10 protein-coding genes and 1 tRNA gene are annotated in these 13,346 nt (G+C 33.4%); 4 read left to right on the forward strand and 7 right to left on the reverse strand.

Features of this window, described 5'->3' with window-relative positions; all coding sequences use genetic code 11:
* Positions 1 to 81 precede the first annotated feature (81 nt).
* Positions 82 to 2,502, forward strand: a complete 2,421-nt coding sequence (pheT, locus tag B0A81_RS09830; protein WP_089057856.1) for a phenylalanine--tRNA ligase subunit beta — start codon at positions 82 to 84, stop codon at positions 2,500 to 2,502.
* A 79-nt stretch (positions 2,503 to 2,581) separates the two neighbouring features.
* Here the strand turns inward: pheT and B0A81_RS09835 are convergent, their stop codons facing one another.
* Positions 2,582 to 3,094, reverse strand: a complete 513-nt coding sequence (locus B0A81_RS09835) for an adenine phosphoribosyltransferase (protein ID WP_089057857.1) — start codon at positions 3,092 to 3,094, stop codon at positions 2,582 to 2,584.
* A 114-nt stretch (positions 3,095 to 3,208) separates the two neighbouring features.
* Here B0A81_RS09835 and B0A81_RS09840 point away from each other — a divergent pair.
* Positions 3,209 to 3,282, forward strand: a tRNA-Arg gene (locus tag B0A81_RS09840).
* Between the two features lie 259 nt (positions 3,283 to 3,541).
* On the opposite strand, the gene B0A81_RS09850 is transcribed toward B0A81_RS09840, so the two are convergent.
* The 3 genes from B0A81_RS09850 to B0A81_RS09860 form a co-directional block, all read right to left on the reverse strand.
* Positions 3,542 to 4,243: a transglutaminase-like domain-containing protein gene (locus tag B0A81_RS09850; RefSeq protein ID WP_089057859.1), complete on the reverse strand. Its 702-nt coding sequence runs from the start codon at positions 4,241 to 4,243 to the stop codon at positions 3,542 to 3,544.
* A 63-nt stretch (positions 4,244 to 4,306) separates the two neighbouring features.
* Positions 4,307 to 5,011 (reverse strand): helix-turn-helix transcriptional regulator, encoded by a 705-nt coding sequence (locus B0A81_RS09855; protein WP_089057860.1) that lies wholly within the window; start codon positions 5,009 to 5,011, stop codon positions 4,307 to 4,309.
* Positions 5,012 to 5,148: 137 nt separating this feature from the next.
* The gene (locus B0A81_RS09860; RefSeq protein ID WP_089057861.1) at positions 5,149 to 5,532 is read right to left on the reverse strand and encodes a DUF5367 family protein; all 384 of its coding nucleotides are present in this window, start codon (positions 5,530 to 5,532) and stop codon (positions 5,149 to 5,151) included.
* 575 nt (positions 5,533 to 6,107) lie between these two features.
* Here B0A81_RS09860 and B0A81_RS09865 point away from each other — a divergent pair.
* The gene (locus B0A81_RS09865) at positions 6,108 to 6,533 is read left to right on the forward strand and encodes a hypothetical protein (protein ID WP_089057862.1); all 426 of its coding nucleotides are present in this window, start codon (positions 6,108 to 6,110) and stop codon (positions 6,531 to 6,533) included.
* 174 nt (positions 6,534 to 6,707) lie between these two features.
* Here B0A81_RS09865 and B0A81_RS09870 read toward each other — a convergent pair whose 3' ends face one another.
* Positions 6,708 to 8,210: a S41 family peptidase gene (locus B0A81_RS09870; RefSeq protein WP_089057863.1), complete on the reverse strand. Its 1,503-nt coding sequence runs from the start codon at positions 8,208 to 8,210 to the stop codon at positions 6,708 to 6,710.
* 64 nt (positions 8,211 to 8,274) lie between these two features.
* Between B0A81_RS09870 and B0A81_RS09875 the strand changes: the two genes are divergently transcribed.
* The gene (locus B0A81_RS09875) at positions 8,275 to 8,652 is read left to right on the forward strand and encodes a hypothetical protein (RefSeq protein ID WP_089057864.1); all 378 of its coding nucleotides are present in this window, start codon (positions 8,275 to 8,277) and stop codon (positions 8,650 to 8,652) included.
* Positions 8,653 to 8,752: 100 nt separating this feature from the next.
* Here the strand turns inward: B0A81_RS09875 and B0A81_RS09880 are convergent, their stop codons facing one another.
* Both B0A81_RS09880 and B0A81_RS09885 read right to left on the reverse strand, forming a co-directional pair.
* Positions 8,753 to 10,162, reverse strand: a complete 1,410-nt coding sequence (locus B0A81_RS09880; RefSeq protein ID WP_089057865.1) for an efflux transporter outer membrane subunit — start codon at positions 10,160 to 10,162, stop codon at positions 8,753 to 8,755.
* Positions 10,163 to 10,164: 2 nt separating this feature from the next.
* Positions 10,165 to 13,320 (reverse strand): efflux RND transporter permease subunit, encoded by a 3,156-nt coding sequence (locus B0A81_RS09885; protein ID WP_089057866.1) that lies wholly within the window; start codon positions 13,318 to 13,320, stop codon positions 10,165 to 10,167.
* Positions 13,321 to 13,346: the final 26 nt, after the last annotated feature.

Here is a 13,346-nt window from a genome sequence, read left to right on the forward strand (position 1 = left end):
CGAAAAAACCAAATAAATTGTTTCTTACTACAATGCGCAATTCTTATATTTGTAACCTCATACAAGAATAATAAAGCTAACATGAAAATATCTTACAACTGGTTAAAACAATTCATTAAAACAGATTGGACATCTGCGGAAACTTCAGAATTACTGACAGATTTAGGTCTTGAGGTTGAAGTTGTCGAAAAATACCAATCTATTAAAGGCGGTTTAGAAGGGGTTGTTGTAGGACACGTACTGACTTGCGAAAAACACCCTGATGCCGACAGATTAAAAGTTACAACTGTAAATATTGGTTTAGAAGCGCCTATACAAATTGTTTGCGGTGCTGCAAATGTTGCTGCTGGACAAAAAGTTCCGGTTGCAACTATTGGAACTGTTTTATACGATAAAGACGGCGGTGATTTTACTATTAAAAAAGGTAAGATACGCGGACAGGAAAGTCACGGAATGATTTGTGCCGAAGATGAGTTAGGTCTTGGTACTGGTCATGACGGAATTATGGTTCTAGACGATAAACTAGTTCCGGGAACTCCAGCTGCTGAAGTTTTTCAAATTACAAATGATGAAGTTTTTGAAATTGGATTAACACCAAATCGTGCTGATGCGATGAGTCATTATGGTACTGCACGTGATTTAAGAGCAGGAATGCTGCAGCGTGGTGTAAACATAGAGTTAATTACACCTTCTGTAAGTAACTTTAGAGTGGATATGCGTACGCTTAAAATCGATGTTAATGTCGAGGAACCTCTTTTGGCTCCAAGATATTGTGGTGTAACCATTTCAGGAATTACAGTACAAGAATCTCCAAGCTGGTTACAAGATCGTTTGAAAGCCATTGGTTTAACTCCAAAAAACAATATTGTTGACGTTACTAATTATGTATTGCACGAGTTAGGTCAACCTCTGCATGCTTTTGATGCTGCAAAAATTAACGGAAAAGTTATTGTAAAAACACTTCCTGAGGGAACAAAATTCACAACTTTAGACGATGTTGAAAGAACATTACACAAAGAGGATTTGATGATCTGCGACGAAAAAGGACCACTTTGTATTGCAGGAGTTTTTGGAGGTAAAAAATCTGGTGTTTCTGAAAGTACAACTACTATATTCCTTGAAAGTGCTTATTTTGATGCTGTAAGTGTTCGTAAAACGGCAAAAAGACATCAATTAAATACTGATGCTTCTTTTAGATTTGAAAGAGGTATTGATCCAACTATTACTGAATATGCTTTAAAACGTGCTGCGCTTTTAATTCAAGAAGTGGCAGGTGGAAAAATAACTTCGGATGTTATAGAAGTTTATCCTAAAAAAGTAGAAGATTTTGCTGTTTTGTTGAATTTCAGCCATGTTTCGAAAATTATTGGACAGGAAATTCCAAAAGATACCATCAAAAAAATACTAGTTTCTTTAGATATTAAAGTAAACAGTGTTTCTGATTCAGGTTTAGGACTTACTATTCCTGCTTATCGTGTAGATGTACAGCGTGAAATTGATGTAATTGAAGAAATTCTAAGAGTTTACGGTTACAACAATATTAATTTCTCTAAGAAATTCAATGCAACAGTTGCTAATTCGCCAAGAACAGAAGATTATAAAGTACAAAATACAATCGCTTCACAATTGAATTCACAAGGTTTTCATGAAATGATGGCGAACTCTTTGACAACGGCTTCGTATGCAAAATTATCGGCTTCTTTAAAAGAAGAGCATAATGTTTTAATGTTAAACCCATTGAGCAGTGATTTGGCAGCGTTACGTCAATCTTTATTGTTTTCTGGACTTGAAGCTGTTTCATACAATATTAACAGACGTAATTCTGATTTAAAATTATTTGAATTCGGAAAAACATACCATAAGTTTTTAAGCGGTTACGAAGAGCATAAACACTTGACTTTATTGATCTCTGGAAACAGAAATAAAGAGTCTTGGACAAATCCGCAAAAAGGTACTGACTTCTTCTTATTAAAAGGATATGTAAAAGGTATTTTGGCTCGTTTAGGAGTTGAAAAAATTTCGAATGCACCAGTACAGTCAGATGTGTTTTCTGAAGGAACTGCGATTACTTACAATAATGATGTATTAGTAGAAGCTGGAGTAATTAAAAAATCTATATTAAAGCATTTTGGAATAAAACAAGATGTGTATTATGCAGATTTTAACTGGAATTTAATTTTAAAAATCATCACTGGAAAAATTAAATATACTGAGATTCCTAAATATCCTGAAGTACGTAGAGATTTAGCTTTATTGATTGATAAAAACACATCGTACGAAAGCATTTTTAACTTGGCTAAGCAAACGGAAAAAACACTTTTAAAGGATATTAATTTATTTGATGTTTATGAAGGTGAAAAACTTCCAGAAGGCAAAAAATCGTATGCTTTGAGTTTTACAATTCAAGACAATACTAAAACGCTTACTGACGCTCAGATTGATAAAATCATGTCTAAATTACAGCAGACTTTTGAAACTGAACTTGGAGCAAGTTTAAGATAAAAAATCACTAGAAATAATAAATCCCAATTCTGAATTAATTTTCGAATTGGGATTTTTTTTATTTTGCTCTTTATACAATCTAATATGTAATTGCAGAAAAGATTGGAAAGTCTTTAATTTTTTCACGACCGTTTAGAAAAGACAACTCCATTAAAAAATTGCATTGTACAATTTCACCGCCAAGTTTTTCTACAAGTTCACAAACTGCTTTTGCGGTTCCTCCTGTTGCTAAAACATCATCGTGAATCAAAATACGTTCTCCCTTCTTTATAGCGTCTGTATGCATCTCTAAATTATCAGAACCATATTCGAGTTCATACGAAGCAGAAATCGTCTCATACGGCAGTTTATTTGGCTTTCTTACCGGAATAAAACCTGCGTTTAATTCCTGCGCTAATAACATTCCGAAGAAAAACCCTCGACTCTCTGCTCCTACTACTTTATCAATTTTTTGATCTTTTAATGATTTTACTAAAATTTCAAGGCATTCTTTTCTTGCAATTGGGTCATTTAGCAGCGGAGTGATATCTTTAAACAAAATTCCTTCTTTTGGAAAGTCTTGAATATCACGTATATAATTTTTAATCTGCATTTTTTTTAATTTTTATGTTATTTTATGTTTGTATATGTCACATTTATGTCTATCTTTGCACCCGCAATAAGCAATCAACAAAGCTACGAAAAATTAGCTAATTGATAACAAAAAGGCCTCGTGGCGCAACTGAATAGCGCATCTGATTACGGCTCAGAAGGTTACTGGTTTGAATCCAGTCGAGGTCACTTCTAAGGACAAAAGATAAAAATTATCTTTTGTCCTTTTTTTTGCTTTTAACTGTTTATTAATAAGATAAATAGACTCCCCTATTTTGTTCGCTCTAGCGGTTTGTACTTTATTTTCGTGAATTGTGAAATTTTCAGGGTAAACTAAACCAATTAGGATTCTTTCATCTGATAAATCCCTTTTCAAATAAGAATCATTCAAGCAGTTATTTTTCTCTTAACTGCAGTCTAGTACTTATGTATAACAATAGAAAAATAATTATTTTCCCTTTCTTATATTTTCTACATTTTTATTCATCTTATGCCTGACAATATTTCTAAAAATAAACCTTTTTATGCTATTTAATTCCTGCTGATGTTCTGCATAAAAATCATCAGGAGTATAAAACAATCCAAAATCCTGATTAATACCCATTTTCTGGATAAATGTATTATCGAGATTCCAGTCTATTTTTGGATTTATAAAACTATCTGTATAAACTCCATAACCGCAAAATGCTGTGTTGCAGTTCTTAAATTTTTCCTGTAATTTACCTAGATAAATTTTATCTAATATAACACCCTCCAAAAAATACCATACTCCTTCAAGCTCTACTTCAACCCAGCTATGAAGTATGTTTTTGGGTGATAGTTGATACCAAATACCTGTAATTGCTCCTTTTTGCAAAGCTTTATCAATAGTAAAACCATGAATACGGTTTTGAATTCCAGTTGCCCTAAGCAAAGCCATCAACAAAGTTGCTTTTGTGTTACACTGCCCATATCCGTCCTTTAAAACGGATGAAGCAGGAAGATTATCCGCAATGTTGTAGCCAAATTTAATCTCATCCCTCACAAAGTTATAGATAGCTTTAATCCGGTTGGCAGTATTCAAATTTTGCCATTTTCTTTCCTTAATTAATTCCTGTATAGTATGATTATTATAATCAAGAATTGGAGTTTCTTTAAGATAGTTATTCATATTTGTGTCTTTTTTAAAACTCAAAGATGATAAACTTCACACTACCAAACTTGTACAAATTGGCTATTTTATCATTTTAAAAAATTTAGGCAAAAGGCCAAATGTTTCTTTAAAGGTTCTGGTATAATGTGGGCTATCTGTAAATCCAAATTGATGAGCTGTCTGGGTAATCGTATGCTCTTTCAAATAAGGCAATGACTTGATAAGTCTTATCCAGAGCTGGTATCTTCTAAAATTAAGACCCGTGTTTTCTTTGAAAAGATGTAAAAATCTCGATTTAGAAAGATTACAAAATTCTGCAATCTCTTCTAAAGAAATAATCCGATCAAAATGCTGTTCTACATATTGTAAAGTACCGTAAATTCTATCATCTAAAAGATCGTGTTCAGATCTACATTCAAATTGCTTTAGGCTCAAACTTACATGATTTATAAAATCCTCGAAAGCTAATTGCCGATTTAAATACGCTTTAAAAAAAACAGAAAGATCTTTAAAATCTTCCTGCAGATTTACAATTAATTTTTGACTATATTTTCTAAACAGCTTGTGGCCGATAGTACTCAAAGGGTTAATTAGAATAATTAGGCATATTTCACTACTGTGGAATTGATGACAAATATTGCTGTTAATAAAACATTGAGTGTAGGTATTCTGATTATTATCGGCATCTCTTATACTAATACTTTCATTTGAAGCAAAACTGATTTGCAAAGCATAATGCTGATGCATAACATTATCACAAAACTTGCCAATAAATAAGGCCCACATCTTGTCAATATGTATCTTGTTCGAATTAATTTTTTTTAAGGTATAATATATTTTGTTTTAGTAATAAGATGTAATAACTTTATTGTAGAAACAAGATATCGCATCTAATAAAATAGCTCTATAATGACCATAAAAGATTATGTCTCTATCTTTTTTCTTAGTAAGCCGAAAACAAGGACGATCGAATAAGCCCACATGAGCCAGGAACTAAATACAACGCCATCAACCGTTGGCAAATTGGGAAAAACTAATGAAAAAAAATAAATGCACAATGTATCTAATAGCATTCCCGGAAGGATCATAATCACGGTAGAATGAATCGCCTCCAATTTATTCAATTTGTATTTATTAATTACACTATTAACAATAATTCCAAGCACTGGGATTAAAATAATGTACAATCCTATCAAAATAAAAGTATTGTCTGTTATAAAAAAATAATGTCCAAAAAGCCTAAATGTAATTGTTGCCATTAACCAAATACCGAAACCGACCAAGAAACTCAAAACTTTGTAATTCATTATAATTATCTGGTTTAAAATTGTATGTTTTATTTTTGTATAAATTCAGTAGTTATCAATTGCATTGATAGCAAATTTAACAAAAAAAATACTTTTAAAAGATGCGTACAAATCAAAAGTTGGCAAACTATTCTAGTTTGTTTTACTTCAAATAAATTATTCAATACCTTTTTCTTCTAATCAAATAACTTTTCCATCAATCCCCAACAGGACATCTAAACCAAATTGTGGAAGCCATTCAAATATACTTCTCAATCCTCTAAATTGAGATCCAAAAAAATATTCGAATTTATACATAAAATAGCATTTAGACTTTTAGTGATACTTTTAAATCTAATTGTAGACATGATAGTTCTTTACGTATCTCAAATTTGTGAGATAACTAAATAATTATCAACAAAATATGAATGAGAACATTTTTTAAAACAAAAACTGATTTAGATCCTTCAGATTATAAAAAATTATTTGGAGACCCTTTTTGGAATGAACAAGGGAGCTCAATGGCAACAAAGTTTTAATAAAACTTTTCAATCTGTTTTTTTTGGAGCGTTAAGTATAAAATTGAAATAGAAAAGATGAAAAAAAAAATATACATAGGTTTAGCAATTGTAATTATTTTATTCTCCGTTTATTATTATTGGCAAAATAGATATGTAGAACTTCGCCCTGTACTTGTAAATGAAGATTTACTTGCGCCCGTATTGTTTCCAGAAACATTTCATAATCAATTATTTAAAATTGCAAAACCAAATGAAATTCCGCCAAATTTTTATAAAAATATAAAGTGGGTTTTAGAAAGGGAACATCAAGAATATATTGTAAAAAACGGAGTGATTTATATCAGATATAAATACATGAATGATTACGAAATGATATGGAATCATACCACCAAAACCAACAATCTCGAATGGTTTAAATCACAAAGAAGGATGGATAGTATTAATAGAGAATACAAAAACACAGCAGAATTAGACAGGATTATTAAAGGTTTTCACAATTAATTATCTAGTATAGTAGATGTTACAAAATTTAAATCCCATTTCTAACGAAATGGGATTTTTTTTAATTTTTGAAATGCGAAGTTAGGAGACATCCGCATAGCTTTTCATAAGAACTCTTCGGAGAGCTGGTATGTATTTATGCGAAAATAAACTGAATTTTAATTTCCTTGCTATCTATTGTTTTTTCAACCTTTTAAAATCCTCTATATATAAACCTTTGGCAGTATTTGTAGGGTTGAATGCAGCAAGATTATCATTTTTTAATGATAAAGAAGAATTGGTGTTTTTTGCTGTAGTTCGCACAGTTTTGCCTGTAATTAATTCGATAGCTTTATTCAAATAAGGATCTTTTACATTTCCAAATTCAACCAAATTTAAGAAAGTGCTATAAGGATTGATTTCATAATCAGGTATGATTTTCGCAGGATTTGCGTCTTTATCTTTATTATAATATGAAAAAGTAATGGGTTGTAATTGCCATTTGTGCTTAGTGCTTCGATTGACATAGGACGTATAATCACTAGCAGGAGAATCGTATAATGTGTTTGAGCCAACAAATTTACCAACGGTTTCTTCACCTATTGTGATTACGTTAATGTATTTTTTTAGACATTGTATCGTAAGCTCACTGGCAGAAGCGGTTTGAAAACTTACCAGCACATATATTTTTGTCAAAGCAAGGCTGTTTATACTTTCTTCTCTCAGAAAAGTTGGTTTGTTATCAACTAAGTTAAAAATGTTTACTTTTTCGGAAAGATTTTCATATCCGTCTTCACTATTGTGTTTATTATTAAAGTCTAAATAAATATATGGCTTATTGGTAAAACTGCCATTAATCATTTGAGCCAGGGCAACTGCCGTTTCTAATGAACCGCCTCCATTGTATCTTAAATCTAAAACCAATTCGTTAATTCCATCCACTTGCATTTTAGCGAAAGCCAAATTGAGTTCATCATTATAATCGGATTTAAAACCATTAAAAACTAGATAACCAACATTCTTTGCTCCGTATTCTTTCTTTTCGTAATAAGCAATTGGGTTTTCATCAATTTCAGCTTTTGATACAGTCACAGTTCCTGTTTTATCTGTGGTTACTAAACTACCACCTGAAAATTGCAAGCTTGCTGCCAAAGTAACTGTCAATTGCGCGTTTTCTAATTGGTCATAGTTACTTGAAGTAAGCTGGCTTCCATTTACTTTTGTAATAACGTCACCTCTTTTCAATCCTGCCAAAGCTGCTGGTGAATTAGGTACAATGTAGTTAATTAAGGCTACCAAATTTGTATTGGATCCATCTTTAGGGTAGATTGCGTAATTAAAACCACCTTTTTTTTCGACTTCTGCAATTTTTGAAACACGCACTATCTCATTACTGTTTTCAATCCAAGAAAATCTATCTACAGTTCCTCTTTGATATAGAAGTGAATAAAAAAGCGCATCGGGAGTTTTTCCATTGACTAAATTGTTATATACTTCGGTAGAAGTGATTTTGTCGTCGGACAAATTAGCAACGTTAGGCTGCCAATAGTACCAAGAATTCATAGCTTTCCAAACAAAGTTGTTAATCTCGTCTGGCTTGGTAATTGCAGTCTCTTTTGTGTCAGAATCAGAATCCTTGCTGCAAGCTGTAAAAACCAATCCTACAAGTAATGTATTAACAATATATTTTAATTTCATTATTTTTTCAATTTTTTCAATCGTTTAATTTAAGTTAAATTTGTAAGTATAAAACGCTAAAATTATGAAAAATAGTATCCCTAAAACCGTCTTTTTATTATTTTCTTTTGGACTTTTTTTCCTTTCCTGTTCAAGACAAGTTTTAGATATTAAAAATCAAACATATAAAAGTTATAACAGCAATAGTGAAAGAGGATATATAGTTAGTTTTAAATTAAATGATACTGCTGTTGTTCCTAAATCGGTTGTGATTAATGGTATTGTTCAGGATATATCCGAAGCAAATAAAAATGGAGATACTTACCAAGTAAATATGATTGCACAAACTACAATAATTCATAATTACAAAGTAAAATTAGACAAAAAAGAAAATGGAATTTATTATGAGAAAAATTCTAATATATTTTTTCAACCTGTAAAATTCAAATTAATCACAGACTAATTGAAAAAGTTTAATTATAGTTGATTTTTTTCTTTAACATACAAAAATTCATCATCTCAATCTGTCTTGATAGAGATGATGAATTAATATTATTTGGAGTTTACTCCACTCCTCCGCCTAAAGCACGGTAAAGGTTTACGGAAGCATTTAATCTTTCTAATTTTATAGTGACCAAATCGAGATCATTTTGCAATGCACTGTTTTGAGCTGCAATAATTTCAAGATAATTTGCCATTCCGCTTTTATATAAAAGTGAAGCATCGGCAGTAGCTTTGTCTAAAGAAGCTGCTTTTTCTTGAGCCAGTTCAATGCGCTCGTCAGCATATTTCAATCTTGACATGGCATCTGAAACTTCACCAACAGCAGTAATAAATGATTGTTTAAACGATACAACTGCTTTTTCCTGTTCTAAAACGGCAACCTCGTAAGCTGTTCTTAAAGCTTTTTTCTGAAAAATGGGTTGTGCCAAATTCGCTGCTATATTTTTTGTAACTGATCCAGGAAAATTAAACCAGGTATCAAACTCAAATGAATTGATTCCAATTGACGGACTTAAACTCAGCGTTGGGTACATCGTGGCTTTAGCTAAACCTGTTTTAGCTGTTGCTGACATAACTGCATATTCACTCGCTTTTACATCTGGTCTTCGGCTTAAAAGTGAAGCTGGAATTCCTGATGGCATCTCGAAAGCAAATTCATCAACGTTTAGATTTCCTGCACGCTCTATTGTATTTGGATATTCTCCACACAAAATCTGCAAGGCGTTTTCCTGAACAGCTATATTCGCTTTTGCTAAAGGAACGAGTAATTCTGCTGTTTTTTTCTGAGCCTCAGTCTGATTTACTGCCAAAGAGCTTATAGAGCCCGAATTGTACTGCAGTTTCATCATTTTAAGTGTATTGTCACTTAATTCAATATTCTTTTCAGCAATTTTCAATTGTTCATCTAATCCTAAAAGATTGTAATACGATTGTGCTACTTGAACAATAATTCTTGTTTTTAAAGCAGACAGGTTTTCTTTCTGAGCAAAATAAGCCGCTTTTGCATCTCTTTTCTGCATGGCTGCTTTTCCCCAAATATCAACTTCCCAAGACATTTTTAAAGAAGCGCTATAATCGTCCATATAATCTTTACTCGTAAACTGTGAACTTAAAGATCCATTTAACGAATTCTTTGAAAGGTAGGAACGGCTTGCTCCTGCATCAAAATCAAGTGTTGGAAGTAAGGACAACTTGGCTTGCTTGTAAGCAAGATCAAGCTGTTCCATACTTTTCACTGCAATAAGCACCTCGTTGTTTTTAACGAGGGCTTTTTCAATCAAATTAACCAACAAAGGATCTTTGTAATAGTTTTTCCACGGCAGTAAAACCGTGTCTGCGGTAACCGCAATTTCTTCACGGTATTTTTCCGGCGCTTGTAAATCTGTACGGGAATATTTTTTTCCTACCACGCATGAGGTCATGAGCGTTCCAGTAAGCAAAACTATTCCAATTTTATATAGTGTTTTCATTATTATTCTTTTATAGTTTGAACTTGCACCGCTGCTTTCTTTCCAGATACTTTTTCCTGTAAATATTGGAATACAATAAAAAGTAACGGGATGACAAAAATTCCCAAAATAACACCGCTCAACATTCCGATTGAAGCACTGACACTAATCGATCTGTTCCCAACTGCGGTTCCTCCAGAAGCAAACATCAACGGAATCATACCTACAATAAAGGCCAATGAAGTCATGATAATTGGTCGTAACCTTGATCTTGCGCCTTCAATTGCTGCTTCCACAATACTTAAACCTGATAAACGTCTTTGCAATGCAAACTCTACAATCAAAATGGCATTCTTGGCGAGCAATCCGACCAACATGATTAATCCGACCTGAACGTAAATGTTGTTATCTAACCCTACTGCTTTTACTCCTGCAAAAGCGCCTAATATTCCTGTTGGAATTGACAATAAAACCGCCAACGGTAATAAATAACTTTCATATTGCGCTGCTAATAAAAAGAATACAAACAACAGACATAATCCGAAAATGGCAACTGTTTGGTTTCCTCCTGCTTTTTCTTCCAAACTTAAACCTGTCCATTCGTAACTGTAATCAGAAGGAAGTTTATCTAAAACCTTTTCTAAATTCCCCATAATCTGACCGTTGCTGTATCCTGGTAATGCCATTGCAGTAATATTTACGGAATTGTAAAGGTTGTAACGGTTTACCGATTCTGGTCCGTACACTTTATGGAATTTCACGATTGATTTTACAGGAACCATCTGCATCTGAGCATTTCTAACGAAAATTTCATTAAAGGCATCCTGATCCATTCTGAATATTCCATCGGCTTTTACATTTACTCTGTAAAACTTACCAAATCTTGTAAAATCTGATGATTGATCTCCGGCAAAATACGTTTGGATATTTCCTAAAAGGTCCTTAACATTCACTCCCATTTGACGGGCTTTGTCTTCATCAACTTCCAATTCCAACTGCGGATAATCGGCTCTAAAAGTCGTATACGCATATTGAACTCCCGGCTGCTGCATAATCTGTCCGATTACTTTATCTGACATTGCTTTTAAAGCTTCTGGACTTCTTGCCATTCTGTCCTGCAATACAATTTCGGCACCACTTGTTACACCAAATCCTTCAACCGGCGGCATTCTGAACACCATAATTGAACCTTCTTTGATTTTGGATAATTTAGCCGTTACACTGTTCAAAATTTCATCAATATCTTTAACTTCACCTCTTTCTTTTTTAGGTTTTAATTTAATAAATCCTAATCCATATGCGGTACTGGCACTGTTACTCAAAATATTAAATCCTGTAATACTGGTATTAACATCAATCGCTTTTTCTGATTCTAATATTTTCTCCATTCTCTGAACTACTTCAGTAGTACGATCAAGTGCGGTTCCCGGCGGCATTGATAAACTGTAAACCATAAATCCGTCATCTTCAAGCGGAACGAAACTTTTTGGTGTTGACATCATCATATATACTGCAAGAGCTGTTACTCCGGTAACCAATCCTGCTGCAATCCATTTTCTTCCAATAAGGAAACGAACACCTTTGATGTATCTTCCGGTAAAATTGTTGAAACTGGTATTAAAACCAACGAAAAAACGGTCTTTAAAACTAGTTTTATGCTCGTCGTTTCCATGTTTATTACCATGATTCTTTAATAGCAGCGCACATAAAGCCGGAGTCAGCGTCAAGGCATTTACTGCCGAGATAATAATAGCAATTGCCAGCGTGTAAGCAAATTGTTTATAGAAAATCCCCGAAGATCCTGTCATAAAACCAATTGGAATAAATACGGCTGACATGACTAAAGTAATCGAAACTACTGCTCCGGTAATTTCTGCCATTGCACCGTGAGTAGCTTCTTTTGCTGAAATTCCTGCATCTTCTTCCATTTTACTGTGAACAGCTTCGACGACAACAATAGCGTCATCCACTACAATTCCGATGGCCAAAACCAACGCAAAGAGGGTTAGAATGTTGATGGTAAATCCGAAAACTAACAGAAAGAAAAAGGTTCCTACAATAGCCACTGGCACTGCAATAGCTGGAATTATCGTCGAGCGAATGTCCTGAAGGAATATAAAAACGACGATAAATACTAGAATAAAAGCTTCAAACAAAGTCGATTTTACCTGTCCAGTTGCTTCATCCAAACGCTCTTTGGTACTCATTACATTAACATATTTTATACCTGGAGGAAAAGACTTTGATAATCGCTCTACTTCTTTATTAATCCCGATTTCAATATCGTTTGCATTAGATCCCGATGTCTGTAAAATTGCCATCGTAACCGCATTTTTACTGTTCGATTTGTTGTCTCCGCTATATGAAATAGAACCAAATTCAACTCGCGCAACATCTTTTAATCTTAGAACATTGCTTCCGTTATTTTTAACCACAATATTTTCATATTGCTCTGGTTTGTTCTTTTTTCCTTTGTAACGAATTACATATTCTAAAGCGGCTTTAGATTCTTCTCCTAATTTTCCTGGAGCCGATTCTAAACTTTGCTCTGCAATAGCCTGCGTAACATCTGAAGGAACTAAACCTGCATTGGCCATTTTTCTAGGATCAAGCCATACACGCATCGAATAATCTTTTTGTCCAAAAATCTGAACCTGTCCCACACCTGGAACACGTTTCATTTGCGGCACTAAATTGATGTTGGCATAATTCTGCAAAAACAACTCATCATACTTGTTATTATCATCTGTATACAAGTTGAAGATAACGATCATACTATTTTGCTGTTTCGAAGTCGTAAGTCCCATACGAATTACTTCCTGCGGTAATTTCGGAGTCGCTTGCTGTACTCTGTTCTGCACATTTACCGCTGCCTGATCTGGATCTACACCTTGTTTAAAAATAACGCTGATCGAAAAAGATCCATCATTACTGGCAGTAGATTTTATGTACTCCATATTTTCAACCCCGTTAATTTGTTCCTCTAATGGAGTTACCACTGAACGAATAACGGTTTCACTATTTCCTCCTGGATACGAACCGCTTACCATTACAGTGGGCGGAGAAATATCAGGAAATCTCGTTACAGATAATCTGGTAAGACCAATGATCCCCAAGATTACCAATACAATAGAGATAACTGTGGCCAATACCGGCCTGTCTATTATTTTCTTTAACATGGAAAATGTTATTATAGGTTTAAATC

Source organism: Flavobacterium plurextorum (assembly GCF_002217395.1).
GTDB classification, from domain to species: Bacteria; Bacteroidota; Bacteroidia; order Flavobacteriales; family Flavobacteriaceae; genus Flavobacterium; species Flavobacterium plurextorum.